General features: G+C 63.9%; 25 protein-coding genes. 12 read left to right on the top strand and 13 right to left on the bottom strand.

Going from position 1 to position 24144, the window contains the following annotated elements; all coding sequences use genetic code 11:
* Positions 1–216: 216 nt before the first annotated feature.
* Complete coding sequence (locus MUO32_RS09730) at positions 217–513, top strand: DUF1127 domain-containing protein (RefSeq protein ID WP_257948013.1); 297 nt, start codon at positions 217–219, stop codon at positions 511–513.
* 324 nt (positions 514–837) lie between these two features.
* Positions 838–3087 (top strand): methyl-accepting chemotaxis protein, encoded by a 2250-nt coding sequence (locus tag MUO32_RS09725; protein ID WP_257948012.1) that lies wholly within the window; start codon positions 838–840, stop codon positions 3085–3087.
* Positions 3088–3090: 3 nt separating this feature from the next.
* Here the strand turns inward: MUO32_RS09725 and MUO32_RS09720 are convergent, their stop codons facing one another.
* The 6 genes from MUO32_RS09720 to MUO32_RS09695 all read right to left on the bottom strand — a co-directional run bounded on the left by MUO32_RS09720 (position 3091) and on the right by MUO32_RS09695 (position 9277).
* The gene (locus MUO32_RS09720; protein ID WP_257948011.1) at positions 3091–3930 is read right to left on the bottom strand and encodes a DUF937 domain-containing protein; all 840 of its coding nucleotides are present in this window, start codon (positions 3928–3930) and stop codon (positions 3091–3093) included.
* A 92-nt stretch (positions 3931–4022) separates the two neighbouring features.
* Complete coding sequence (locus MUO32_RS09715) at positions 4023–5396, bottom strand: glutamate--cysteine ligase (RefSeq protein WP_257948010.1); 1374 nt, start codon at positions 5394–5396, stop codon at positions 4023–4025.
* A 170-nt stretch (positions 5397–5566) separates the two neighbouring features.
* Positions 5567–6304 carry a 16S rRNA (uracil(1498)-N(3))-methyltransferase gene (locus tag MUO32_RS09710; RefSeq protein ID WP_257948009.1) on the bottom strand — a complete coding sequence of 246 codons (738 nt, stop codon included), beginning with the start codon at positions 6302–6304 and terminating at the stop codon, positions 5567–5569.
* A gap of 10 nt (positions 6305–6314) precedes the next feature.
* The gene (locus MUO32_RS09705) at positions 6315–7817 is read right to left on the bottom strand and encodes an inorganic phosphate transporter (protein ID WP_257948008.1); all 1503 of its coding nucleotides are present in this window, start codon (positions 7815–7817) and stop codon (positions 6315–6317) included.
* A gap of 69 nt (positions 7818–7886) precedes the next feature.
* Positions 7887–8402 carry an NUDIX hydrolase gene (locus MUO32_RS09700; protein WP_257948007.1) on the bottom strand — a complete coding sequence of 172 codons (516 nt, stop codon included), beginning with the start codon at positions 8400–8402 and terminating at the stop codon, positions 7887–7889.
* 80 nt (positions 8403–8482) lie between these two features.
* Complete coding sequence (locus MUO32_RS09695; protein WP_257948005.1) at positions 8483–9277, bottom strand: FadR/GntR family transcriptional regulator; 795 nt, start codon at positions 9275–9277, stop codon at positions 8483–8485.
* A 142-nt stretch (positions 9278–9419) separates the two neighbouring features.
* Between MUO32_RS09695 and MUO32_RS09690 the strand changes: the two genes are divergently transcribed.
* On the top strand, positions 9420–10697 hold the full coding sequence (locus MUO32_RS09690; RefSeq protein ID WP_257948004.1) for a DUF3422 family protein: 1278 nt from the start codon (positions 9420–9422) through the stop codon (positions 10695–10697).
* 28 nt (positions 10698–10725) lie between these two features.
* On the opposite strand, the gene MUO32_RS09685 is transcribed toward MUO32_RS09690, so the two are convergent.
* Positions 10726–11238, bottom strand: a complete 513-nt coding sequence (locus tag MUO32_RS09685) for a hypothetical protein (protein WP_257948003.1) — start codon at positions 11236–11238, stop codon at positions 10726–10728.
* 29 nt (positions 11239–11267) lie between these two features.
* Positions 11268–12164, bottom strand: coding sequence for a LysR family transcriptional regulator (locus MUO32_RS09680; protein ID WP_257948002.1), 897 nt, complete (start codon positions 12162–12164; stop codon positions 11268–11270).
* A 106-nt stretch (positions 12165–12270) separates the two neighbouring features.
* Between MUO32_RS09680 and MUO32_RS09675 the strand changes: the two genes are divergently transcribed.
* From MUO32_RS09675 to MUO32_RS09655, 5 genes are all read left to right on the top strand, one after another.
* A complete protein-coding gene (locus MUO32_RS09675; protein WP_257948001.1) occupies positions 12271–13707 on the top strand; it encodes an FAD-linked oxidase C-terminal domain-containing protein in 1437 nt (478 codons plus the stop codon).
* A complete protein-coding gene (locus MUO32_RS09670) occupies positions 13704–14912 on the top strand; it encodes an FAD-binding protein (RefSeq protein WP_257948000.1) in 1209 nt (402 codons plus the stop codon). The genes MUO32_RS09675 and MUO32_RS09670 overlap by 4 nt, the downstream gene beginning before the upstream one ends.
* Positions 14902–15630, top strand: a complete 729-nt coding sequence (locus MUO32_RS09665) for an endonuclease NucS domain-containing protein (RefSeq protein ID WP_257947999.1) — start codon at positions 14902–14904, stop codon at positions 15628–15630. The genes MUO32_RS09670 and MUO32_RS09665 overlap by 11 nt, the downstream gene beginning before the upstream one ends.
* A gap of 3 nt (positions 15631–15633) precedes the next feature.
* Positions 15634–16932 carry a glycolate oxidase subunit GlcF gene (glcF, locus tag MUO32_RS09660; protein ID WP_257947998.1) on the top strand — a complete coding sequence of 433 codons (1299 nt, stop codon included), beginning with the start codon at positions 15634–15636 and terminating at the stop codon, positions 16930–16932.
* Positions 16933–17008: 76 nt separating this feature from the next.
* On the top strand, positions 17009–17449 hold the full coding sequence (locus MUO32_RS09655) for a hypothetical protein (RefSeq protein ID WP_257947997.1): 441 nt from the start codon (positions 17009–17011) through the stop codon (positions 17447–17449).
* A gap of 51 nt (positions 17450–17500) precedes the next feature.
* On the opposite strand, the gene MUO32_RS09650 is transcribed toward MUO32_RS09655, so the two are convergent.
* Both MUO32_RS09650 and MUO32_RS09645 read right to left on the bottom strand, forming a co-directional pair.
* The gene (locus MUO32_RS09650) at positions 17501–18208 is read right to left on the bottom strand and encodes a L,D-transpeptidase (RefSeq protein WP_257947996.1); all 708 of its coding nucleotides are present in this window, start codon (positions 18206–18208) and stop codon (positions 17501–17503) included.
* A gap of 190 nt (positions 18209–18398) precedes the next feature.
* Positions 18399–19139 carry a L,D-transpeptidase gene (locus MUO32_RS09645; protein WP_257947995.1) on the bottom strand — a complete coding sequence of 247 codons (741 nt, stop codon included), beginning with the start codon at positions 19137–19139 and terminating at the stop codon, positions 18399–18401.
* A 216-nt stretch (positions 19140–19355) separates the two neighbouring features.
* Here MUO32_RS09645 and MUO32_RS09640 point away from each other — a divergent pair, with 216 nt between their 5' ends.
* Together MUO32_RS09640 and MUO32_RS09635 are read left to right on the top strand one after the other, a co-directional pair.
* Entirely contained in the window at positions 19356–19991 is a 636-nt protein-coding gene (locus tag MUO32_RS09640; RefSeq protein ID WP_257947994.1) for a DNA-3-methyladenine glycosylase I, read from the top strand.
* A gap of 152 nt (positions 19992–20143) precedes the next feature.
* A complete protein-coding gene (locus tag MUO32_RS09635; RefSeq protein WP_257947992.1) occupies positions 20144–20365 on the top strand; it encodes a hypothetical protein in 222 nt (73 codons plus the stop codon).
* An 89-nt stretch (positions 20366–20454) separates the two neighbouring features.
* Here MUO32_RS09635 and MUO32_RS09630 read toward each other — a convergent pair whose 3' ends face one another.
* The 3 genes from MUO32_RS09630 to MUO32_RS09620 are packed head-to-tail and all read right to left on the bottom strand — an operon-like array spanning position 20455 to position 21665.
* The gene (locus MUO32_RS09630; RefSeq protein ID WP_257947991.1) at positions 20455–20826 is read right to left on the bottom strand and encodes a DUF305 domain-containing protein; all 372 of its coding nucleotides are present in this window, start codon (positions 20824–20826) and stop codon (positions 20455–20457) included.
* Between the two features lie 46 nt (positions 20827–20872).
* Positions 20873–21172, bottom strand: a complete 300-nt coding sequence (locus MUO32_RS09625) for a hypothetical protein (RefSeq protein ID WP_257947990.1) — start codon at positions 21170–21172, stop codon at positions 20873–20875.
* 58 nt (positions 21173–21230) lie between these two features.
* On the bottom strand, positions 21231–21665 hold the full coding sequence (locus tag MUO32_RS09620) for a hypothetical protein (protein ID WP_257947989.1): 435 nt from the start codon (positions 21663–21665) through the stop codon (positions 21231–21233).
* 248 nt (positions 21666–21913) lie between these two features.
* Here MUO32_RS09620 and MUO32_RS09615 point away from each other — a divergent pair, with 248 nt between their 5' ends.
* Together MUO32_RS09615 and hisS are read left to right on the top strand one after the other, a co-directional pair.
* Positions 21914–22549 (top strand): helix-turn-helix domain-containing protein, encoded by a 636-nt coding sequence (locus MUO32_RS09615; RefSeq protein ID WP_257947988.1) that lies wholly within the window; start codon positions 21914–21916, stop codon positions 22547–22549.
* Between the two features lie 80 nt (positions 22550–22629).
* Entirely contained in the window at positions 22630–24144 is a 1515-nt protein-coding gene (gene hisS, locus MUO32_RS09610; protein ID WP_257947987.1) for a histidine--tRNA ligase, read from the top strand.

Genomic DNA, 24144 nt, shown 5'->3' with positions numbered 1-24144 from the left:
TGAGATTCTGCGAAAAAGCAATTGTTGAACGATGGATCTCAAGTTGATCCACCGCTCGACGGGATTTGCCGTCCAGCTTCGACCTCCGCCGGATGGCTCCACTTGAAACCTGACTTTTGAACCGCCGCTCATCCCTGTGAGCGGTGAACAATCACGGGTGTCGCGCGAAACCCCATCGAAGGACGATGGATCGCCGAGCCGGAAAGGAGAAATGCCATGCGCATGATCGACCGCAAGATGGAAATCGATATCCTCGCAACGCGCCGTCCGGCCCCGACCCTCTTTGCCCGCGTCAGCAATGCCGCCGCCAAATTTGTCCGCGCATGGCAGAACCGCCGCGTGATCAACCGGCTGAACGAACTCGACGACCACCAGCTCTACGACATGGGGCTGTGCCGGAACGATGTTCAGGACGTCCGCGCCGCATCCTTCTTCACGGATGCCGGTCTGTACCTGACCATCGCCTCGCGCGAACGTGCCCGTCGTCACCTGCGCAGCGGCCGTCTGGATTGATTTTCGATGGTGCCGGCCTATCCCTCCCGGGCCGACACCGCAGCATTGACGCAATTCCGGACGCGAAATCGCTTCGCGCTTTTGCTGGAATTGCTTTCCTTCCCCGCAGGGTGAGAGCCAATAACCCTGCTGCTTGCCCGGCGTGCGACTCCCAAGGTCCGCGTCGGGCTTTTTCATAAGCAGATCTCACAAAATCGGCTTTACCTTAGGTAAACCTCCCTTCGCTACCGTTCCCCTGGCAGCCGCGAAAGCCTTTTCGCGGGCATGATGCCGTCTGCTTTCCGGATGAGCCGGACCAACGCCCCTGTTGTCGGACGGATCGCCATGCGGATTTCGCGTAAACTGCCCATCGCTGCTGCCGTGCTCACGCTGCTTTCCATCGGTGCCGCCAGCGCCGTGTCGCTGGTCGTATCCGCCGAAACCGTTACCGAGCAGGTGATGCAGAAACTGGAGGCGACGGCCGATGGCCGGCGCAACGAGGCGCGCGCCTATCTCGAGGGCATGAAGCTCGATCTCATCAGCCTGTCCAGCGCCATGCCGACGACGCAGGCGTTCTACGGGTTTGCCGGCGCCTGGGGCGCGCTCGGCAAGGATCCGGCCGGCGAGCTGCACGACCGCTATATCAAGAACAATCCGAACGCCCCCGATCAGCGCGCGCTGCTCGATACCGCCAAGAAGGACAATTTCGACCGCTCGCACAAGCAGTACCACGTGACCTTCCGCAAGCATCTGGAGTCACAGGGCTATGCCGATCTCTACATGATCGATCCCAAGGGCAATGTGCTCTATTCCGTCGCCAAGGCCGAGGATTTCGGCACCAATGTGCTGACCGGCCCCTACAAGGACAGCGGCCTGGCGAGGGCTTTCAACGATGCCATGGCCCTCAAGGAGCCGGGCAAGATCGTCTTCTCCGATTTCTCGGCCTACGCCGCCCTCGACGGCGCACCGGCAGCCTTCGTTGCGGCGCCCATCACCATGAACGGCCGCACGCTCGGCATCATGGCGATCCGCGTGCCGAACGCCAAGATCGACGGCATCTTCGGCAACAGCAAGGGCCTCGGTGAAACCGGCGAAACCCTGCTGGTGCGCGGCGATGGCACGGTGCTGACCGATTCCGCCCGCACGCCGGAAGCCGATGCGCTGAAAACCCGCCTCGACCTTGCCGGCCTGCCCGCCGGCAGCGAAACCCACGGCACGATCACCGACGCGGCCGGCACGGAGCTCTATGCCGCCGCCGCGCCGCTTTCCTTCGGCGGCGCCGAATGGTCCGTTATCGCCAAGATTGCCCGGGCGGAAGCGACGGCCGGCCTGATGCGCGGCACGCTCATCGTGCTGGGCCTCACGGCGGCGATCATCGGCCTTGCCATCCTCGCGGCCATCGTCTTTTCCCGCGCGCTGACACGGCCGATCCACCAGCTCGTGGACGCCATGACCGAACTCGCCGCCGGCAACACCGAAATCGCGCTGCCCAGGGAGAACCGCGCCGACGAGATCGGGGATATGGTTCGCTCGGTCGCCGTCTTCCGCGCCGCCGTGCTGGAAAAGGACGCGCTGGAACGCGCGACCGCCGAGAATCGCGACCAGGCCGTCCGTGAACAGCAGACGCAGGAAGCGGCCAAGGCCGAACAGCAGCGCCAGGTGCAGGAGGCCGTCGAAACGCTGGGTGCGGCGCTGGAGCGCCTGTCGGCCGGCGACCTTTCCACCGTCATCCAGCACGAATTCGCCGACGGGCTCGACGAACTGCGCATCGACTTCAACACTTCGGTGCGCCGCCTCGCCGAAACCATCGCCGCCGTCTCCTCCAATGCCCGGTCGATCGACGGCAAGGTCGCTCATGTCGACGCCGCAGCGCGCGACATCGCCACGCGCACGGAAAGTCAGGTCGAGGCGCTGGAGCGCACGACGGAGGCCGTAAGCCAGATGATGCAGGCGATCCGCAGTTCCACCGAGCGCGCCGACCAGGCCTCGCGCATGGCGACGGAGGCCAAGGGCAGCACGGACCTGTCCGGCCGTGTCGTCTCGGATGCCGTCTCGGCAATGGAGCGCATCGAGGGCGCGTCGCGCGAAATCTCCAGCATCATCAACGTCATCGACGAAATCGCCTTCCAGACGAACCTGCTTGCCCTGAATGCCGGCGTGGAAGCGGCGCGGGCCGGGGAGGCGGGTAAGGGCTTTGCCGTCGTCGCGCAGGAAGTGCGCGAGCTGGCGCAGCGCTCGGCCAATGCCGCCAAGGACATCAAGGCGCTCATCACCAAGTCGGGCGTCGAGGTCGCCAAGGGCGTGGAACTCGTGCAGCAGGCGGGTTCGGCTCTGTCGGGCATCGCCGAGCAGGTCACTCGCATCAACGATCACATCCACTCGATCGCGACGGCCGCCAACCAGCAATCCTCAAGCCTCGGCGATATCAGCCGCTCGATGAGTGCCATGGAACAGGTGACGGCGCAGAACCGTCAGGCCGTCTCGCAGACGGCGGCTGGCATGTCCGGCCTCGCGGGCGACACGCGCTCGCTGGCCGCCATCGTCGAACGCTTCAACGTGCCGGCGGAGGCTGCGCGGACGAGGGCTGCGGCGTAAGCCTCAGCCTTTCTTGCCGTTTGCCTCCATGCCATTGCGCATGGTCTCGAAGATCGATTCGATGTTGCGCTGGTAGTCCTTCTGCATGTCGAGACCGGTGTCGAACATCGTGTTGACGAAGCTCTTGAGCGTGTCCGCCGGCGTGGCTTCCGGTGCGCTCGGCTTTTCGCTTGCCGCCGGCTGGCCGGTCATGCTTCCCATCATGTCCTGAAAGGCCTTGGCGAAGGGATTGTCGGTGAAGGGATTGGCGGGTGTCGCCTCCTTCTTCGTGCCGAAGAACTCCTGCGCGGCCTGTGTGAACGGGTTGTCGGTGAAGGGATTGGCCGGTTCCTGCTTCTTGGCAAAGCCCGTCGCTTCCGCCCACTGCTGCATCATGTCGGCGAAGGGGTTGGCCTGCGTGGATCCGCCGCCGGGGAAGAAGGGGGCAAGCGACTGCTTGAAGATACCGCCCATCAGCGCGCTCGCCATGACGGGCAGCATCTGCTTGTAGACTTCCTGGCCGATGCCGGTCATCTGTGCGGCCTGCGCGGCGATGGCGCGCGAGACGTCCTTGTTGCCGAAGAGATGGCCGAGGATGCCGTTGCCTTCCGCCAGCCCTTGCGGCGTGAAGGCCTTGGAGACGTCTTCAAAATATTTCGCGTGCTCGCCGGTGGTCAGCGCCTTCATGAAGGCGGCCATGTCGTAAGGATTGGCAGCGTTGCGCTTGAAACCTTCGGAAAAGGCCGGCATCAGCGCGGCGACGGCCTTTGTCGCCTGTTCCTGGGCGAGACCAAACTGGCGCGCCATGGTTTCCACGGCATTACCGTTTTGCGCCTGCATCATCATGTCGTAAAGCGAAAGCATCAGCGGACCCCTCTCCAGTATGTGCAGGCACATGCATGTGCCTGCACTATAACGGGAATTTTGGCGGCGCAAACCGCTTTTTGGCGTGATGCTCAGTACTGGTAATCGGTAAAGACCGGCTCGACGGACCCGTTCCAGCGGCCGTTGTAGAGCGCCAGCATGTCCTCTGCGAGCGTTGCCTTCTTGGCCAGCACTTCGTCGAGCGGGGCGAGGAAGATCGTCTCGTCGACACCGTCGCCATTGAGGCGGGCGCGGGCGGCAAGGCCCTGGCGCGAGATGGAAACGACTTCGCGGGCGACGTCGAGCAGCGGCTTGCCGCGGAAATCGGCCTTGAGGCCCCGCGCCGGCACGGCATCGCGCAGTGCCGAGACTTCCTCGACGGTCCAGTCGCGCGTCAGGGCTTCGGCCGCGTCCAGCGCGCCGTCGTCATAGAGCAGGCCGACCCAGAAGGCCGGCAGCGCACAGATGCGGCGCCACGGGCCGCCGTCCGCGCCGCGCATTTCGAGGAAGCGCTTGAGGCGGACATCCGGGAAGAGCGTCGAAAGATGGTTCGTCCAGTCGCCGATATTGGGTTCGTAGTCGGCGATCTCGCCCTTCAGCGCGCCGGCCATGAACTGGCGGAAGGTGACATGGGTGCAATCGTGATACTTGCCGTCGCGCACGACGAAATACATCGGCACGTCGAGCGCCCATTCGACATAGTTCGCAAAGCCGAAATCCGGCTTGAAGGCGAAGGGGATGAGGCCGGAGCGGTTGTTGTCGGTGTCGCGCCAGATATCGCCGCGCCAGGACAGCAGGCCGTTCGGCTTGCCATCGGTGAAGGGCGAGGAGGCGAAGAGCGCGGTCGCCATGGACTGCAGCTTCAGCGACACCTGCATCTTGCGGCGCATGTCGACTTCCGAGGAGAAGTCGAGATTCACCTGGATCGTGCAGGTGCGATACATCATGTCGAGGCCCTGGCTGCCGACCTTCGGCATGTAGCGGGTCATGATGTCGTAACGGCTTTTCGGCATACGGGGCGTTTCCGGGAACGTCCATTTCGGGCTGCCGCCCATGCCGAGGAAGCGGATGCCGAGCGGTTCGGCGATCTCGCGCAGCGTCGCGAGGTGCTGGTTGGATTCCTTGCAGGTCTGGTGCAGCGTTTCGAGCGGCGCGCCCGAAAGCTCGAACTGGCCGCCGGGCTCCAGCGAAATCGCGCCCATGCCGGACGGCTCTGCCAGGCCGATGATGTTGCCGGCATCGATGATCGGTTCCCAGCCGGTCTTGGCCTGCATGCCGTTCAAGAGCGCCGAGATGCTGGCGTCGCCGAAATAGGGTACGGGACTGTTATCGGCCGTAAAGAAGACGAATTTCTCGTGCTCGGTGCCGATGCGGAACCTTTCCTTCGGCTTGTTGCCGTCGGCGAGGTATTCCGCCATGTCCGCGACGGTGCGGATCGGCGTCTGGTCGGTGGTATCACGGGCCATGGGCGTCTTCTTCTGAACGGATGGCGCCCGGCGGAGCGCCGGGCTTGGGAGGGTGCTTGGACCGGAAATAGATGCGGTGCAAGCGAATTCCTTTCAAGGCAGATTCAAAAAATCCCATTCGACTTTTCGGGAAAAATCTTCCTTGCGGGCAGGCAAGCGCAAAAAATTGCCTAATGCCAATCACCGATTGCCGCCTGGATGACCGCCATCGCCGCGACCGCCGCCGTATCGGCGCGCAGGATGCGGGGGCCGAGCGGAATGGGCGTGACGAAATCGAGATTGCGCAGGAGCGTCCGCTCCTCATCGGAAAAGCCGCCCTCCGGGCCGACGAGCAGCGCCAGCTTGCGCTCCGTGATCGCCTGAAGCACCGGCAGCGGGTTCTGGCTGCCATGACCCTCGTCGCAGAAGACGATGCGGCGTTCGCGCGGCCAGTCGGAGAGCAGATCCTCCAGCTTGCGGGGCGCCGCGACGCGCGGGATAGCGAGAATGCCGCATTGTTCCGCGGCCTCGGTGGCATTCGCCTCAAGCCGCTCGATGCTGGTGATCTTGCCCTGCACATGCTGTGTCATGACGGGTTGCAGCACGCCCGCACCCATCTCCACGGCCTTCTGCACGAGATAGTCGAGCCGGCCGACTTTCAGCGGCGCGAAGAGATAGTGCAGGTCCGACGGAGCCGGCTGCGGGCGGGTCTGTTCGACCGGCGTCAGGAGCAGGCGCTTGCGGGTCGGCAGCGACAGGTCCGCACGCCACTCGCCGTCGCGCCCGTTGAACAGCAGCACGGCATCGCCGTCCCCCATGCGCAGCACATTGGCGAGATAGTGGAAGTGTTCCTTCGAGGCCTCGAAAGCCTGTCCTTCCACAAGGCCGTCGCCGACGAAGAGGCGCTGCATCCGGTAATTGGCACGCATGGTCTGGTTCTCAGGTGAAGAGTGCGTTGAGCGCGAGGAAGACGAGGGCCGAGAGCATGGCGGAGACGGGCAGCGTCACGATCCAGGCCGAGATGATCGTCATGAAATGCGAGCGGCGCACGAGATAGCGCCGACGGGTCTCGTCGAGATTGGCCGGTTCTTCCTCGGGCGCGATGCCGTTGCCGCGGCTGCGGATATAGTCGATCCGGCGCTGCGAATTGCGCGTGTACCACTCACGGAAAAGCCCGACACCGAAGACTGCGCCGACGGCTATATGGGTGGAGGAGACGGGAACCGCGAAAGCGGAGGCGGTCAGCACGGCGACGGCGGAGGACAGCGCCACGCAGAAGGCGCGCATCGGATTGAGCTTGGTGATCTCGTTGCCGACGATGCGGATGAGGCGCGGGCCGAACAGCAGCAGGCCGAGCGAGATGCCGAAGGCGCCGATGATCATCACCCAGAGGGGGATCGCCGCCCCGCTGCCGCTGTCGCCCGAGCGTAGCGCGGAGACGACGCCATAGAGCGGGCCGACGGCGTTCGACACGTCGTTGGCGCCATGGGCGAAGGAGAGCAGTGCCGCCGAACAGATCAGCGGAATGCGAAAGAGCACGCGCAGCGACTGGTTGCGGTTGTCGAGGCCTTCCGCGGTGCGGCGGATGATCGGGCGCGTGACGACATAAGTGGCGATGCCGAAGCCGAGGCCGACGAGGAGCGCCTTGCCGATCGGAATGTCATAGAAGCCGTTTGTGCCGCCATTGACGAGAAACGCCGCGAAGGAGCCGGCCATGACGGCGACGAGCACGGGAACCCAGGTCTTGGCCGCTTCGATCTTGTCGTCGCGGTAGATGATGAATTCCTTGATGAAATAGAGGCATGCCGCCGCGATCACGCCGCCGAGGATCGGCGAGACGGTCCAGCTGACGACGATGACGGCGATGGCGTCCCATTGCACGCTGTGAAAACCGCTCGCCGCCGCGCCTGCGCCGATGACGCCGCCGATGATGGAGTGGGTGGTGGAGATCGGCGCATTGGCGAGCGTGGCGATATTGATCCACAGGGCCGCGGAAATGAGGGCTGCCATCATCGCCCAGGCGAAGACGTCGGGGCTCGGGAAGACGGCGCGATCGACGATGCCCGACGCGACGGTCTGGGCAACGCCCTGGCCGGCGAGCAGGGCGCCCGCAATCTCGAAGATGGCGGCGATGGCGAGCGCCACGCCCATGCTCATGGCGCGCGCGCCGACGGCCGCACCCACATTGTTCGTCACGTCGTTCGCGCCGATGTTCATGGCCATGTAGGCGGCAAGGGCGGCCGTGACGGCAACGACGAGAACGCCCGGCGTGCCGGTCGCGAATGTGTTGGCAACGGCCATGGCGATGAGCAGGAAGACCAGCGAAATGCCTACACCCGTCCACGACCGCAGCACGAAGTGCGTGGCCTGTTCGGTGAAGGTCAGTTTTTCCAGATCCTTGTCCAGCGTCGGCTTGCGTAGCTGGACCTGAGAATTCGCCATTCATGCTGCTCCGTAATTGCCAAAAGGCAGTATCGCCTCAGGGCATCGGCGGCAATATGACGATGCGCGCTATTGGGCGCCGGTCGTGCCGTTTTTGGCCGCGGGAGCGACGTCAGCGAGAATTTTCTGTTCGAAGGCAAGAAGCAGCGCCTTGAGGCCCGGCTCATGCACGCGGGCGGCAGCCTCGGTGCAATCGACCCATTCGGCGCGACGCTCGCCCTTTTCCGGAAAGTTCTTGCAGATGTCATCCACCTCGAGCGCGAAAACACGCACGCGGCAATCGACCTTCAGCCCTTCCGGCATGCCCTTCAGGTAGTGATAGCTGCCGATCGAGGCATCGGCGACCTTGCCCTTCACGCCGGCCTCTTCCCAGGCCTCGCGGGCGGCGGCGGCGGCGGCGCTCTTGCCGTCCATCGGCCACCCCTTGGGAATGACCCAACGACCGGTGTCGCGGCTGGTGATGAGGAGAACCTCGACCGCCGAACTCCTCTTCTTCAGCCGATAGCACAGTGCGCCATACTGCTCGCGCATGGGTCTGCGGAACATGAGTTGGACGTCACTTGCGATACGGTTGAGAATGTTCAAGGTCTTGTGGTTCCTCTCGCGGCATGGATCTGCCGACTCGTTTATCGTTCATCATGCTTGCGTGAGATTTACGGCGCAAGTCAGGCTTGTGGGGGAATACCGCGTTTTTGCATGCGCAGCTGTGCAATTCTTTGCCATTCTCCGCTGCGTTCGGCGTCGCGGATTGCGACGGCGATATAGTCCATATGCGCCTGTGCGGCATTTCGTGCCGCATTTCCGTCGCCTTCCATGACGGCCGCATAGATCGCCTCGTGTTGTGCGAGAAGATGGCCGCGCGCCTCTTCGGAGGAGAAAACGAGGTGACGGTGGAAAAAAATCCCCTGTTCCAGCAGCCGGTAGCACGCGCGCAGCGTGTGCAGCAGGATGATATTATGCGCGGCTTCGCCGATGGCGTTGTGCAACTCAACATCGGTTTCGAGTTCGGCGTCGAAGGAGCCGCTCTCATGGGCCGCGCGCATCGCCTGCATGATGCGGGTCAGCATCTGCCGGTCGTATTCCGTGGCGCGGCGGGCGGCGAGCTCGGCGGTGATGCCTTCCAGTTCCCGGCGGTACTCGACATAGTCCTCCGTCGCCCGCTGGTGCCGGGCGATGAGATCGACGACCGGGCGGGAAAATATCTGCCCGATAATGTCGGCGACATAGGTGCCGTCGCCATGCTGGCTGATCAGCAATCCGCGATTTTCCAGTTCCTTCAATGCATCGCGCAGGATCGGGCGCGACACGTCGAGCCGCTTGGAAAGCTCGCGTTCGCCGGGCAGTCTGTCGCCGTCGCGCAGCACGCCTTCGAGCAGCAAAAGCTCGATCTGCCGCACGACCTCGTCGGCGGTGCGGCTGTGGCTGATGCGGGCAAAAAGGTCGAACGGGGTTTCGGTCACATCGCAAGTGTATCAACCTGCGCGGAAACTGGTCAATAATCTTGTCCACTGTATTCCGATGGCCTGCGTCAATGCGCCCTATCTCTCGGCGCCTGACATTTGTTAAGACTGTGCTGTTGCACGAAGGGGGACGGTGCAGAACATGGGTAAGGGAAGCTTCGCCTTTCCGCAGGCGACTGCGCGTGCGCAGGCGCTCGGGGAAATACATTCGCGACCATATGCGCTGGTGCCGTCGCCGCGCGTGATCTTCCAGCTCGCCTTCCTCACCGAGGGCGGTTCGGCGGTTGATCATGCGGTGATGGGGGAACTGTCGCGCTCGCGCGGCATCTCGCCGCCGGGACGCGACTCCAGCCACCATGCGCTGAGCTGGGGCCAGGGCACGCTGCGCTGGGAACGGCATACGGAATTCTCGACCTACTTCTGGGACGGCCCGGTGCCGGAGAAATTCGGCGGCGAAGTGCCCGTCCACCCGTTCGGCGACAGCTTTTCGCCGCCCGGCACGCTGATTTCGGGCATCCGGCTGGAAATCCGCCCCGACACGCCGGAAACCCGCGAGGCGATCGCCAGCTTCGACCCGACGAGCCTCTGTTACAGCGAGATCAAGAACGGCCAGGGCGTCGTGCTCACCGACTTTCGTCAGGACGGCGACGGGTTGACGCAGATCCTCGTCATCGATCGCGGCATGACGGAGGCCGGGCGGGGCGCGCTCGTCCAGCGCCTGCTCGACATCGAAACCTATCGCACGCTCGCCATGATGGGCCTGCCGCTCGCCCAGTCGCTCTCGCCGGATATCCGGCGCATCGAGGACGGATTGACGGGCATCACCAATGCCATGAAGCAGCACGCCCGCGACAGGGCCGACGAACTCCTGACCGAGATCACCCGCCTTGCCGCCGAGCTGGAGGCGAACGCCGCGCTCAGTCTCTACCGGTTCGGCGCCAGCCGCGCCTATTACGGCATCGTGCAGGAGCGCATCCGCACGCTCGCGGAGACGGCCGTGCCCGGTTACGAAACGCTCGGCTTCTTCCTCGAACGCCGCCTGGCGCCCGCCATGCGCACCTGTCAGTCGGTTGAGGAACGACAGGCGAACCTGTCGCGCAAACTCGCCCGGGCGACAGCACTGCTTCGAAGCTGGATCGACGTGGAACTGGAGCAGCTCAACTCGACGCTGCTGAACTCGATGGACCGCCGCGCGAAACTGCAGCTGCGCCTGCAGCAGACCGTTGAAGGCCTCTCGGTCGCGGCGATCTCCTACTATGTCGTGGGTCTCTTCGGCTATGTCGCGAAGGCGGCGCATGGTCTCGGTCTGGAGGTGAAGCCGGAAACCCTGACCGGCATCGCCGTGCCCTTCGTCATCGTCGGCATGTGGTTGCTCGTGCGCGCGATCCGCAACAAGCATGCGGAAGAGGACAAGCACTAAAGACGGCTGGCGCTGAGCGTGGGTGGCGCTACGTCGACAGGTCGCACTCATAGCGCGGAACGCCGTCGCGCACGAAGAAGCCCGTCTGCCAGCCGAAGCCACCGTCGTCCTGCTTGGCCAGCTTTTTCTGGGCCGCGAGACCGCGCTTCTTGAAGGCGGCTTCTGCCTTTTTCAGCGCCTTCGTCTCGAAGATGATGGCATGCGCGCTGAGGCCGCTTTCGAGCGGGGTGATCAGGATCTCGATTTCCTTGACCGGTACGCCGCGCCAGGTGCCGCCGATGACCGGCATGGTGATGTGCAGGTACTCGTCCACAGGCTTGATGGAAAGTTCGCCGAAGACGTCTTCGTAGCCCTTGGGCCGCATCAGCTGGCCTTCCTTGCGGGCAAAGGCATAGATCGACTGGAACATGTTTCCGAAGGGCTCGGTGTATTCGCAGGCATCGTCGAGCCCCTTGAACAGGGCGTCGAGTGACCGATCCGCCGCAGTTGCCGGCAGTGCCGACCCCAGAAGGGCAGCCGTCAGTGCGATCTTGCCTATCATGCGTTTCCTCCTTGTGGCGGGGCGGGAATTCAGCGCTCCCAATAGGGCAGGGGGCCGTAGAGGTCTGCGAGATAATCGATGAACAGCCGCACCTTGACCGGCAGGAACTGCCGGCTCGGATAGACGGCCGACAAGACCACGTTGCGCGATCCTTCATATTGCGGCAGCACCTGCACAAGGTCGCCGCTCTTCAGCGCCGGGCCGACGTCCCAGGTGGAGCGCAACGCGATGCCCATGCCGGAGAACACCGCCTCGCGCACCACTTCGCTCGAATTGGTATAGAGTGGCCCCTGCGGGCGATAGGTGACGCCGCCTTCCGGGCCCTCGAGCCGCCAGACATCCTGCGTGTGCGGCGGCAGGCAGACATGGCCCGCCAGGTCCTCCAGCGTGGCGGGCGTGCCGCGGCGGGCAATGTAATCCGGCGAGGCGCACAGCACGCGCCGCACCGATGCGAGCCGCCGGGCGACGAGCGAGGAATCCGACAATTCGCCGATGCGGATGGCGAGATCGAAGCCGCCGCCGACGATATCGGAAAAGTCGTCGGTAAGGACGAGGTTCACGACAAGCTCCGGATGGACATCCATGAAGCCCTTGAGGTTGGGTGCGATATGCATACGGCCGAAGGAGGTCGGCGCGGAAATGCGCAATGTGCCGCGCATGGCGCCGGAGCGGCCGGAAACGAAGGATTCGGCCTCCTCGATGCCGGCGAGGATGCCGACGATGCGTTCGTAAAACCCTTGTCCGGCCTCGGTCAGCGAAATCTGCCGCGTGGTGCGCTGGAAGAGCCTTGTGCCGAGGCGTTCCTCCAGTCTTTTCACGCGCTTGGAGATGACGGCAGGGGATAGACCGAGCGCCCGCCCTGCTGCCGACATACTTCCCATGGAGATCACGCGAGAGAAGATTTCGAGATCGCCGAGGTTTGTCATTCAGTCGCGTCCAATTGTTGCCGAAGCGGACAAAATGCTTAGCATTTGCGCCTCTCGATAGGAAGTGGTAAAGAAAACAGACCACTGAGCGCGGAGGCTGAAGAGGATGGATCAGATCGGGTTTCTGGAGCCGCGGCAGGCAGTGCTTTCACGCCGTCGCGAGATCGTCGCCGACCTTCTCGACCTCCTGCCGCAAGGCTGCCTCGTGCATGAGCCGCGCGAACTCGTGCCCTTCGAGACGGATGCCTTCGTATCCTATCGCCGCCTGCCGCTCGCCGTCGCCCTGCCGGAGACGACCCAACAGGTCGCGGCGGTGATGAAATATTGCAACCGCTACGGCGTGCCCATCGTGCCGCGCGGTGCCGGTACGTCGTTGTCAGGTGGTGCGATCCCGCAGGAGGACGCCGTCGTGATCGGCCTTTCCAAGATGTCGCGTATCCTGGAGGTGGATTTTGCCAACCGCGCCGCCACTGTGCAGGCCGGGGTCACAAACCTCGCCATTTCCGAGGCGGTTTCCGCCGATGGCTATTTCTATGCGCCGGATCCCAGCTCGCAGCTCGCCTGCACGATCGGCGGCAATATCGGAATGAATTCCGGTGGCGCGCATTGCCTCAAATATGGCGTGACGACCAACAACCTGCTCGGCGTCAAGCTCGTGCTGATCGATGGCACCATCGTCGAACTCGGCGGAAAGGCGCTCGATGCCGGCGGGCTGGACCTGCTCGGTGTCGTCTGTGGCGGCGAAGGCCAGCTCGGCATCGTCACGGAGGCGACTGTGCGTCTCGTCGCCAAGCCCGAGGGCGCGCGACCCGTGCTGTTCGGCTTCGACAGTTCGGAGGAGGCAGGCGCCTGCGTCGCCGATGTCATCGGCGCCGGCATCATCCCGGTCGCGATCGAGTTCATGGACAAGCCGGCCATCGAGATCTGCGAGGCGTTTGCCCATGCCGGCTATCCGATGGATGTCGAGGCGCTGCTGATCGTCGAGGTCGAGGGCTCCGAGGCGGAGATGGAGGCGATGCTGGCAAGCATCATCGAGATCGCCGGCCGCCATGGCGTGAAGGTCGTCAAGGAAAGCCAGTCTGCGACGGAGGCGGCCCTTATCTGGAAGGGCCGCAAATCCGCGTTCGGCGCCACCGGCCGCATCGCCGACTATATCTGCATGGACGGGACAGTGCCGCTCGGCCAGTTGCCCGCCGTGCTGCGCGGCACTGCGGAGATCGTCGAAAAATACGGCCTGCGTGTCGCCAATGTGTTCCATGCGGGTGACGGCAACATGCACCCGCTCATTCTCTTCAACGCCAACGATCCGGAAGATGCCGCCCGCGCGGAAGCCGCCGGCAACGAGATCCTGAAACTCTGTGTCGATGTCGGCGGGTGCCTTACCGGCGAGCACGGTGTCGGCATCGAGAAGCGCGACCTGATGCGCCATCAATACAGCGATACCGATCTCGCCCAGCAGATGGCCGTGCGCGCCGCCTTCGATCCGCAATGGCTGCTGAACCCCTCCAAAGTCTTCCCGCTCGAAGGGCGCCCCTCCGCATGACGCCGATCCACGAACCGCTTTCCGAGGAGGCTGCCAGCCGCCTCGTCCAGGTCGCGGCCCTCTCGGGGTCGCCTTTCGTCATCCGCGGCGGCGGGACGCGCAGCCTGCACGGCGTGCCCGACGGGGCCGAGGTGCTTTCGGCGCGGGGCCTTAGCGGCATCGTTGCCTACAACCCGGCCGAAATGACCATGACCGCCCGCGCCGGCACGCCGCTGGAGGTGGTGGAAGCGGCGCTCGCCGAAAAGCGCCAGATGCTCGCATTCGAGCCGAACGACCTGCGCGGCGTGCTCGGCGCCTCCGGCATTCCCACCATCGGCGGCGTCTTCGCCACCAACGCATCCGGCCCGCGCCGTTTCGTGGCAGGGGCTGCACGCGACAGCCTGCTCGGCCTGCGCTTCGTCAACGGCAGGGGCGAGGTGGTGAAGGCCGGCGGGCGGGTCATGAAGAACGTCACGGGTCTCGATCTCGTCAAACTGCTCGCCGGTTCGCACGGTTCGCTGGCGCTCCTGACGGAGGTCACCTTCCGTCTTCTGCCTGTGCCGGAAACCGCTGTCACCATCGTCGTCTCGGATCTCAATGACGCCGAGGCCGCCGCCGCCATGGCGACGGCCATGTCGATGTCGGTTGAAGTCTCCGGCGCGGCGCACCTGCCCGAGAGCGTGCGCGGCCGTTTTGCCGGCGGCGCGCTGCCGCAGGGTGCTGCCACCGTGCTGCGTCTCGAAGGCCTTGCCGCCTCCGTCGCCGTGCGCGGCGAAAAGCTCGCCGCAGCCATGGCCCGCTTCGGCGCCGTCTCCCGCCTCGAGGTCGAGGGGACACGCCGCCTCTGGCGCGAAATCCGCGACGGCGCGCCCTATGCCGATGGCACGCCGCGCCCGCTCTGGCGCGTCTCCGTCGCCCCCGTTGCCGGCCAGCAGCTCGTCGCGGCGCTGCGGCTCGAAACCGGCGTCGATGCCTTCTACGACTGGCAGGGCGGCCTCGTCTGGCTGCGCATGGAGGCCGATCCCGAGGCCGCGCTGCTGCGCCGCTACGTCAAGGCCGTCGGCGGTGGACATGCGACGCTTCTCAGGGCGCGTCCCGAGGTGCTGGCCGCAACACAGGCGTTCCAGCCGCAGACGGAGGCCGTGACGGCGCTCCAGGCGCGGGTGAAGGCGGCCTTTGATCCGCACAATTTGTTTCGCATGTCGGGAGGCGCCATTGCGCAGTGACTACAAGGACTGGCTGCTTGCCCAGGAATACGGTGAAAACACCCGAGCCGCCCAGCTTCACCGCGTCGCCAAGGTCGAACAAAGCTATGGCAGTCTGGACGATTGCTGGACCAACGGAGGTTTCGATGCGTTGATCGCGGATCTCACCTATTCAAGCGCGGACGAGCGGGCCGGCAAACCCAACCTCAGCAAGATCCAGTTCGACGGAAATATTCGCAACAATCTGCAATCCTACAAGAATGCCGTGGTTCGATATGGCAAGTTTCTCTCGGATGGCCCAGCCTTGAACATCGCTGCAACGAGCCCTCCGGCGGATGTCCTGAACGCGGCTCTTGTCGACCAGAAGCAAAAGCTGTCCCTCGAGCGGGATATGCAGGCGGCATTGCGTCGAGAAATCACGAAGCTGGAGCCTGGCCTGACAATCCTCGACGATGGGGCGGAGCGGGCGGTCACATCCGGTTTCATAGACATATTCTGCCGGGATGCGGAAGGACGCAGCGTCGTCGTGGAGCTGAAGGCGGGAAAGACCGATGCTCGGGTCGTCGGCCAGATACTGGGTTATATCGGCGATATCATGGACGAGGACGGAACGACGCAGGTGCGGGGTATCGTCGTTGCCAGCGACTTCGACCAGCGCACCATCTCCGCGGCCCGGGCCGTCCCGAACCTTACTCTGGTCCGCTATGCGGTTTCCTTTACGTTCGAGGAGTTGGCCTGAACGATGCAAACCAACTTCACCGCAGATCAGCTTGCCGATCCCCACGTTGCGACATCCGAAAAGATCCTGCGCAAATGCGTTCATTGCGGTTTCTGCACCGCAACCTGTCCGACCTATGTGACGCTCGGCAACGAGCTCGACAGTCCGCGCGGGCGCATCTATCTCATCAAGGACATGCTGGAAAACGACCGGCCGGCGGATGCGCAGGTGGTGACCCATATCGATCGCTGTCTCTCCTGCCTCGCCTGCACGACCACCTGTCCCTCCGGCGTCGACTACATGCATCTCGTCGACCATGCGCGCATGCATATCGAAGCCACCTACAAGCGCCCGTTCTGGGACCGGCTGACACGCGGCGTCCTTGCCGTCACGCTGCCCTATCCGCGCCGTTTCCGCCTCGCGCTGAAGGCGGCAAACCTCGGCCGGCCCTTTGCAGGCCTTCTGAAGCGCTTCAAGCCGCTCGAACCGTTTGGCGTGATGCTGGATCTTGCGCCGCGCAGGTTGCCGAAGGCATCCGCCGGCGCGGGGCCCGGCACGCATCCGGCCACAGGCCCGCGCCGCGGGCGGGTCGCGATCCTGTCCGGCTGCGCCCAGCCGGTCTTGAAGCCGGAGATCAACGCGGCAACGATCCGGCTTCTGACGCGTCTCGGCGTCGAGGTCGTGGCCCCTGTCGGCGAGGTGTGCTGCGGCTCGCTCGTCCATCACATGGGCCGCGAGGAACAGGCACTGGAGGCCGCGCGCCGCAATGTCGATGTCTGGCTCGGCGAAATCGAGAAGGGCGGGCTCGATGCGATCGTCATCACCGCTTCGGGCTGCGGCACGACGATCAAGGACTACGGTTTCATGCTGCGCCTCGATCCTGCCTATGCGGACAAGGCGGCGCGGGTTTCGGCGCTCGCCAGGGACGTGACGGAATATCTGTCGACGCTCGATCTGCCGGAGCAGGAGGCGAAGGGCCTGACGGTCGCCTATCATTCGGCCTGTTCCATGCAGCACGGCCAGAAGATCACCATGGCGCCGAAAGTGCTGCTCAGGAAGGCGGGTTTTGCGGTGCGCGATCCGGCGGAGGGGCATCTCTGCTGCGGATCTGCCGGAACCTACAATATCCTGCAGCCGGAGATTTCCGGAAAGCTGAAGGCACGCAAGGTCAGGAACATCGAGGCGACGAAGCCGGACCTCATCGCGACGGGCAATATCGGCTGCATCACGCAGATCGCGACGGGAACACAAATCCCCATTCTGCATACGGTGGAACTGCTGGACTGGGCCTATGGCGGAAACAAGCCGGCCGTGCTTTCCTGAGCCCTGTCACACCGGGAACAGCCGCAGCGCCCTGCGTTTGCTAGAGGAGCGGCATCGTTCCGGTCAGGAGATCCTCATGCGCCGCTTTCTGCTTTCGCTCACAGCCTTTGCCGCCCTCTCGTCGCCTGCGCTCGCCACCGGTGGGTTCAGTTGCGCGGTCGAGGACAAGAACGTCTCGTTCGAAGCGGAGGCCGGCTTCAGCTACAGCCTTGGCGGCATCCTGAACTTCCGCGGCACGCTGACGCTTCCCGCCGATCTTGCCCAGAAGGGGCTGGACAAGGTGGCGCTCGACCAATCGTCGCTGACGCACCACTGGCTGCACGACGGCGAGCTGCGTCTGCTCGTCCATGCCGAGGCCGGCGAGAACCAGCCGTTTGCGACCCTCGATTTCGTCGTGCTGACGACGGTGGACGAGGACGGTCTGAACTTTGAGGGGACCTATACGCTGAAGGTCGAGGGCGAAAAGTTCGACGAAGCGGTCAGGCGCACCGGAAAGATATCCTGTTCGGCTGGCTGAAACGACGATGCCGGCGCAAGGCCGGCATCGTGAGCATGTTGGGACGGCTGTTCAGCCGCCGAAGCCGAAGAGGTTGCCGAAGAAATCGACGCCCTTGTCGTTGTAACTGACCGCGCCCTGACGGTTGCCAGGGCCGACGACGACGACCTTGGTGCCGACATCGGCGCGGGAATAGAGATGCTCCACGTCCTTGTTCATCATGCGGATACAGCCTGACGACATGTTCTGGCCGATCGTCCAGGGCTGGTTCGTGCCATGGATGCGGAAGATCGTGTCGCGTCCGCCCTTGTACAGGTAGAGCGCGCGGGCGCCGAGCGGGTTGTCCTCGCCGCCTTCCTGCACGACGGGCAGGATGCGGCCCTTCTTGGCCTCGCGCTGGCGCATCTCGGCCGGCGGCGTCCAGCTCGGCCATTCCGCCTTGCGGCCGACCTTCACCACGCCCGACCAGCCGAAGCCGTCACGGCCGACGCCGATGCCGTAGCGCGTCGCCTTGTTGTTGCCCTCGACATAATAGAGGAATTTGTTGTTGGTATCGACGATGACGGTGCCGGGCGCCTGATCGGTGACGAAGCGCACCTTGGTGCGCTTGAACTTCTGCGCCACCTGTTTCTTGCTCTGCTGGACGACCAGCGTGACGTCGGACGTCGTTGCGGCCTGGCTCCCCGTGACGGCGCCGGGGAAGGCACTCGCCGAGGTCGCCGGCATGACCGCCGTGGCGGCGATGGTCGCTGCCAGCAAGATCGATGCGTATTTCCGCATGTTGAATTCCCTCTCAATCCCTGAATGCCGCGAGGCTAGCCGAGTTTTGACCGATTTCAAGTCGGCTTTCCCGCAGTAAGACGAATGTGAGGGCGGTTTTCTTCGTTCTGTTGCCGAAGAGGCGGCGATAAATGCAGACATCTCCGGCCGCGGGGCAGCCGGAGATGCTTTGTTGCAGCGGACATTCGTCTCAGATCACGACGACCTTGGTGCCGACATCGACGCGGTCGTAGAGATCGACGACATCCTCGTTGCGCATGCGGATGCAGCCCGACGAGACCGCGTAACCGATCGTCCAGGGGGCGTTCGTGCCGTGGATGCGGTAGAGCGTCGAGCCGAGATACATGGCGCGCGAGCCGAGCGGGTTTTCCGGGCCGCCTTCCATGGAGGCCGGCAGGTAGTGGCCCTTCGCAGCCTCGCGGGCGACCATTTCCTGCGGCGGCGTCCAGGTCGGCCATTCGGCCTTGCGGGTGATCTTGTGGGCACCCGCCCATTCGAAGCCCGGCTTGCCGACGCCGACGCCGTAGCGCCGTGCCTTGCCGTCGCCGATCACGAGGTAGAGGAAGCGATTGTTGGTGTCGATCACGATCGTGCCGGCCTTGTGCTCCGTCTCGTAGGACACGGTCTGAGGCAGGTACATCGGGTCGAACTTCGACTTGATGACGTTGCGCGCCTGGCCCGTTGCCGAGACCTGCTCGACGCGGGCCGCATTGTCGCGGCGGATGACGCGGCGCTGCTGCACCTGCTGGCGCTGGATGATGCGGCGCGTGACGACGGCCGGCTGCACGCCTTCGCCCGTCAGCTGCATCACCCAGGGAGCGGTGAGGTCGGGGCTGATGATGACGGGCGGCTTGCTTATATACCGGTCATTGGCATGGGCCACGGTCGTCGTGGCAAGAAGGGTGGTCGCCAAAAGCATTCGTATCAACATCGGACGTACTCGCTACTGATCGTCGCCGGTCTGCGCCGCCAGAAAACATTGCGGCGCCGGTTCGGGAAAATGCTTGCACCCTCAGATGAAGCGAATGGTAAACGGCCGTTCATGAAACATGCGCCGATCCGATAAAGCTTTGAGTAGGGTTATTGCCGGCTTTCCAAATGTGGTTGACGAGTGGTAAAGCGGAACAAAAGGAAAACGGAGACGGCGATGACGGGACGAGGTTTGCTGGAAGGCGACGATGGGCGCACGCGCTGCGCATGGCACGGCAATCTGGAGGACTATCGCCGCTACCACGACGAGGAATGGGGCCATCCCGTCACCAGCGATATCAGGCTCTTCGAGAAGATTTGCCTCGAAGGATTCCAGTCCGGCCTGTCCTGGCTGACGATCCTGCGCAAGCGGGAGGGGTTCCGTGCGGCTTTTGCCGGCTTCGATCTCGACAAGGTCGCGGCCTTCGACGATGCGGATATCGCCCGGTGCCTTGCCGACGCCGGCATCGTGCGTCACCGCGGCAAGATTGTTTCGACGATCAACAACGCAAAACGGGCGCAGGCACTGCGTGAAGAATTCGGCACGCTCGCCCGCTATTTCTGGGGCTTCGAGCCGACGCCGGAGGAACGGCCCGAGCGCGTGGAGTGGGACATCATCGTCGCCAATCCCACGACACCCACCTCCGTGCGCCTGTCGAAGGATCTGAAGAAGCGCGGCTGGACTTTCGTCGGCCCCACCACCGTCTACGCCTTCATGCAGGCGATGGGCCTCGTCAACGACCATGTCGAGGGGTGTTTCTGCCGCCCGGAAGTCGAAGCAAACAGAAATAGGCTGGCGCGACCCCAATTCTAGGGATGCCGTCACAAATATATCTTTGATTCTACAACGAATCATGTAGCTTTGGTTCAAGCGGCAAATACATATATTGTAGAGTCTGGGGTCGACATACGCGTGCGTAGTCGCAGCGTGCCGCTTTGTGCTGAATGATTTGGCATGAGGGGAACATGGCGCCAAAAGCATCCGCATTCGACGATTCTCGTCTTGAGAACTGGGCCTGCGACAAGGCCCAGGAAATCATGCTCCGGGAGGGCTTTCGCCTCATCCGGTCCGCCCGCAGCGGCAACAGCACCGAACTTCGCGAAACAAGCCTTCTGATGGCCCGGGTCATCGCGGCCACGCTCGTCGAGGCCTCGGCGACCCAGCGGGCACTTTCTGCTGGCGAATAGGCCGCCCGCAAGGGCTGAGCGGCAATGTAGAAAGACCCGCCGGTTTCCCGGCGGGTCTCCATTCTTCTAAACTTGGTTTTTCGCAAGTTTTACTTGGCGTTTTTCGCCAGCCATTCCTTCATCATGGCGATCTCGCCTTCCTGGGCGGTGATGACGTCTTGGGCAAGCTTGCGGATCTCGGCATTCTTGCCGTGTTCCAGCTCCACCTTCGCCATGTCGATGGCGCCCTGGTGATGGGCGATCATGCCGCGCACGAAGTCCACGTCGGCGTTGCCGGTGAACTCGATGTCCATGCCCTTATGCATCTTCGCATTGGCATCGATGAAGGCCTGGGTGGAGGCGCTTTCGCCACCGGCCGGCGCGCTCATCTGATGGGCGGAATGATCGGCCTCCTGGGCGAAAGCGGGCAGGGTGAAGGCGAGCGAAAGCGCTGCGCCGAGAAGCAAAGTCTTTGCGTTCATTGGTTTTTCCAGTTCTGAACAGATTGAGGGATGTCTCTTGGTTCGTTCAGGACCGGGGAGGAGGATCGAGCGGATGCGGCTCGAGGCCGACAAGGGCCGGCGGGGCGATGGCGGTGCGTTCCGAAAGAACGGAGATGCGGCCGGCGGGCTCGAGCCGCTCGGCCTCTATCGCGAAACAGGCGGAACAGGCGACGGGATGAGCCATGGGCTTCGTCTTGCCATGCTCGCCGCCGTTCTTTCCAGCCATGTCATGCATGGCATGTGCGCCGGCCGGCTGCGCGGCATTCAGCGTCGCCGCCATCGCCGGCAGCCAGCCGGAGAAGAGGGCGCCCAGAATGGCGAGCATCAGAAGAACCTGTCTCATGAGAGAGGAGATAGGTGGCCGCCGCACAAAAGAAAAGGGGTCAGTTCAACGCTTCCGGCTTAGCACTCATGGCAAAACACAGCCGGGCAATGGCAAAGGTGCCGCGAATGGCACCGTTCACGCCATCCGTTTCGGACTGGCCGGAACAGAAGACGGGCCGATACAGGTTCGGCGCCGGGCGGATGCTAGTAGCGAAGGTGAAGGTTGTCGACATCGTCGCCGCATCCTCCAGCGCCTGCAGCACCTTCGTCAGATCGGCCGGATCGTAGAGGCGGATGAGATCCATGATGCCGCAGGACATGCGGGCCGTGCCGTGCAGGACGGCCGTTTCCGGCCCGAGCGTCAGCAGCCCCGTCGCCAGCTCCGCACTCCAGTCCTCGCAGACGAAGGCGGTTTCGAACGTACGGGAATCGATGCCGACGATTTCGGCCATGGAGGCCAGATGGAGTGAAGAGGTGGTCGCTTTCAATGCCATTCGTCCGGTCCGCGCAGGGTGCCAGCCATGCCCGGGGGACACGCGACTGGCGAGGCGCTTGGCCCTTGCGGGCCGGCACCTCCGGAAAACGTGCCCGATTCCGGTCGAGCCGCTTGCCAAACGGCAATCATGGACGTTTACCTAACCTTAAGGGTAGCCGACATCGCAATCCGCCGAAAGCGGGGCGACTGGTCGTTTACTCTGCTTCAGGTTGCGGATTTGTCTTTTATCATGTCCAGGGATTGAATTTGCGGCATTTTGTCCTCAGCACCCGCAACGACCTCATCGATCAATTGCGCGCCTATCGCGTCAAGGTCGGGCTCACCCAGGATGACGTTGCCTGGAAGCTCGGCTTTTCCGCAACGACGGTTTCGCGCTGGGAGCGCGGCATGGCCCAGCCGGACCTGCGGGCGACAGGCGCCATCGTCGATTTTCTGCGCCGCGCGGATGCCCAGACCGAACGGCGCCTGCTCGCCTCCATTCTCGCCTCCGGGGAAAGCCGCAATCTCTGGGAAGGCCGCGACATCCGTTATCTCGGCGGCTCGCAGCTGGAATATCGCGAGAGCCCGGAAATGCGCGCCGTCGTCGGCACCAGCATCCGCCGCTATATCACCGGTCACTACCGGAATTGCATGGAGGACCAGGCGCTGGTCGCCAGCCTTTGTGCCCGTGAGATTGCCAGCATCGATATCTACGGCGGCACCGCGCTGTCGGTGACGTCAATTCCGGAAGGCTATGTCCAGATGAAGCGGCTTTCCTTCCAGTCGGAGATGCGCGGCGTCATCCGCGGCGACACCCATTCGATCCTCATTCCGAAGGCGCAGGCGCAAACGGCCTCTGCGGTGATCGTGCACAGTTGGGATACGCTGTCCCGGCGACCCTGAAGGGGCTTTTGCGCCTTGCCGCTGCCCGCCCAATCCGCTAGGAAACCGGCAACGGAAATACAGGAATTTCGGGTATCCCGATGAGCGAAAAGCAGAAAAAACCACAGAAGCTGAGAGCCCGCCTGCCGCGCGGCTTTGTCGATCGTGACGCGATGGATATCCGCGCCGTCAACGAGATGACGGCGAAGATCCGCGCGGTCTACGAGCACTACGGCTTCGACCCCGTCGAAACGCCGCTCTTCGAATATACCGACGCGCTCGGAAAATTCCTGCCCGACAGCGACCGCCCGAACGAGGGCGTCTTCTCGCTGCAGGACGATGACGACCAGTGGATGTCGCTCCGCTACGACCTGACGGCGCCGCTCGCCCGCCATGTCGCGGAGAATTTCAACGAAATCCAGCTGCCTTATCGCACCTATCGCGCCGGTTACGTCTTCCGCAACGAGAAGCCCGGCCCGGGCCGCTTCCGCCAGTTCATGCAGTTCGACGCCGACACGGTCGGCGCTGCCGGCGTCCAGGCCGATGCCGAAATGTGCATGATGATGGCCGACACGATGGAAGCGCTCGGCATTGCCCGCGGCGACTACGTCATCCGCGTCAACAACCGCAAGGTTCTGGACGGGGTCATGGAGGCGATCGGCCTTGGCGGCGATGACAAGGCGGGCGCCCGGCTCAACGTGCTGCGTGCCATCGACAAGCTCGACAAATTCGGCCCCGAGGGCGTGAAGCTGCTGCTCGGCGCCGGTCGCAAGGACGAATCCGGCGACTTCACCAAGGGCGCCGGCCTTGCCGACGACCAGATCGAGAAGGTGCTCTTCTTCGTCGGCATCAAGGACTATGCCGAAAGTGCCGCCGATCTCGCCAAGCTGCTCGAAGGCAGCACGCGCGGCGGCGAAGGCGTCGAGGAACTGAACCAGATCGGCCATCTCGTCACCTCGGCGGGCTATGGTTCGGATCGCATCAAGATCGACCCCTCTGTCGTGCGCGGCCTCGAATACTATACCGGCCCCGTCTTCGAAGCCGAACTCCAGTTTTCCGTCACCAACGAGAAGGGCGAAAAGGTCGTCTTCGGTTCGGTCGGCGGCGGCGGTCGTTATGACGGCCTCGTCTCGCGCTTCATGGGCCAGCCGGTGCCGGCCACGGGCTTCTCCATCGGCGTCTCGCGCCTGATGACGGCGCTGAAGAACCTCGGCAAGCTCGGGCAGGATGAGGTGATCGCTCCTGTCCTCGTCACCGTCATGGACGGCGATATCGAGAGCATGGGCCGCTACCAGCGCTTCACGCAGGAACTGCGCGCCGCCGGCATCCGCGCCGAAATGTACCAGGGCAACTGGAAGAAGTTCGGCAACCAGCTGAAATATGCCGACCGCCGCAACGCCCCCGTCGCCATCATCCAGGGCGGCGACGAGCGCGCCGAAGGTCTCGTGCAGATCAAGGATCTGATCGAGGGCAAGCGCCTTTCCGGCGAGATCGAGGACAACACGACCTGGCGCGAGGCGCGCGTGGCGCAGGTTTCCGTGCCGGAAGCCGACCTCGTCGCCAAGGTGCGCGAAATCCTCGCCGCACAGGCCGAAGACCGGGCACGGGCCGGCTGA

Source organism: Shinella sp. CPCC 101442 (assembly GCF_024704725.1).
Classification (GTDB): Bacteria; Pseudomonadota; Alphaproteobacteria; order Rhizobiales; family Rhizobiaceae; genus Shinella.
Note: the sequence above shows the minus strand (reverse complement) of the source record. Positions and strands in the feature narration are given on the sequence as shown.

Excerpts from the sequence above, each read along its gene's own strand:
- MUO32_RS09730 (WP_257948013.1), top strand. The coding sequence starts at position 217 with ATGCGCATGATCGACCGCAAGATGGAAATCGATATCCTCGCAACGCGC.
- MUO32_RS09725 (WP_257948012.1), top strand. The coding sequence starts at position 838 with ATGCGGATTTCGCGTAAACTGCCCATCGCTGCTGCCGTGCTCACGCTG.
- MUO32_RS09720 (WP_257948011.1), bottom strand. The coding sequence starts at position 3,930 with ATGCTTTCGCTTTACGACATGATGATGCAGGCGCAAAACGGTAATGCC.
- MUO32_RS09715 (WP_257948010.1), bottom strand. The coding sequence starts at position 5,396 with ATGGCCCGTGATACCACCGACCAGACGCCGATCCGCACCGTCGCGGAC.
- MUO32_RS09710 (WP_257948009.1), bottom strand. The coding sequence starts at position 6,304 with ATGCGTGCCAATTACCGGATGCAGCGCCTCTTCGTCGGCGACGGCCTT.
- MUO32_RS09705 (WP_257948008.1), bottom strand. The coding sequence starts at position 7,817 with ATGGCGAATTCTCAGGTCCAGCTACGCAAGCCGACGCTGGACAAGGAT.
- MUO32_RS09690 (WP_257948004.1), top strand. The coding sequence starts at position 9,420 with ATGGGTAAGGGAAGCTTCGCCTTTCCGCAGGCGACTGCGCGTGCGCAG.
- MUO32_RS09685 (WP_257948003.1), bottom strand. The coding sequence starts at position 11,238 with ATGATAGGCAAGATCGCACTGACGGCTGCCCTTCTGGGGTCGGCACTG.
- MUO32_RS09680 (WP_257948002.1), bottom strand. The coding sequence starts at position 12,164 with ATGACAAACCTCGGCGATCTCGAAATCTTCTCTCGCGTGATCTCCATG.
- MUO32_RS09675 (WP_257948001.1), top strand. The coding sequence starts at position 12,271 with ATGGATCAGATCGGGTTTCTGGAGCCGCGGCAGGCAGTGCTTTCACGC.
- MUO32_RS09670 (WP_257948000.1), top strand. The coding sequence starts at position 13,704 with ATGACGCCGATCCACGAACCGCTTTCCGAGGAGGCTGCCAGCCGCCTC.
- glcF (WP_257947998.1), top strand. The coding sequence starts at position 15,634 with ATGCAAACCAACTTCACCGCAGATCAGCTTGCCGATCCCCACGTTGCG.
- MUO32_RS09655 (WP_257947997.1), top strand. The coding sequence starts at position 17,009 with ATGCGCCGCTTTCTGCTTTCGCTCACAGCCTTTGCCGCCCTCTCGTCG.
- MUO32_RS09650 (WP_257947996.1), bottom strand. The coding sequence starts at position 18,208 with ATGCGGAAATACGCATCGATCTTGCTGGCAGCGACCATCGCCGCCACG.
- MUO32_RS09645 (WP_257947995.1), bottom strand. The coding sequence starts at position 19,139 with ATGTTGATACGAATGCTTTTGGCGACCACCCTTCTTGCCACGACGACC.
- MUO32_RS09640 (WP_257947994.1), top strand. The coding sequence starts at position 19,356 with ATGACGGGACGAGGTTTGCTGGAAGGCGACGATGGGCGCACGCGCTGC.
- MUO32_RS09635 (WP_257947992.1), top strand. The coding sequence starts at position 20,144 with ATGGCGCCAAAAGCATCCGCATTCGACGATTCTCGTCTTGAGAACTGG.
- MUO32_RS09630 (WP_257947991.1), bottom strand. The coding sequence starts at position 20,826 with ATGAACGCAAAGACTTTGCTTCTCGGCGCAGCGCTTTCGCTCGCCTTC.
- MUO32_RS09625 (WP_257947990.1), bottom strand. The coding sequence starts at position 21,172 with ATGCTCGCCATTCTGGGCGCCCTCTTCTCCGGCTGGCTGCCGGCGATG.
- MUO32_RS09620 (WP_257947989.1), bottom strand. The coding sequence starts at position 21,665 with ATGGCATTGAAAGCGACCACCTCTTCACTCCATCTGGCCTCCATGGCC.
- hisS (WP_257947987.1), top strand. The coding sequence starts at position 22,630 with ATGAGCGAAAAGCAGAAAAAACCACAGAAGCTGAGAGCCCGCCTGCCG.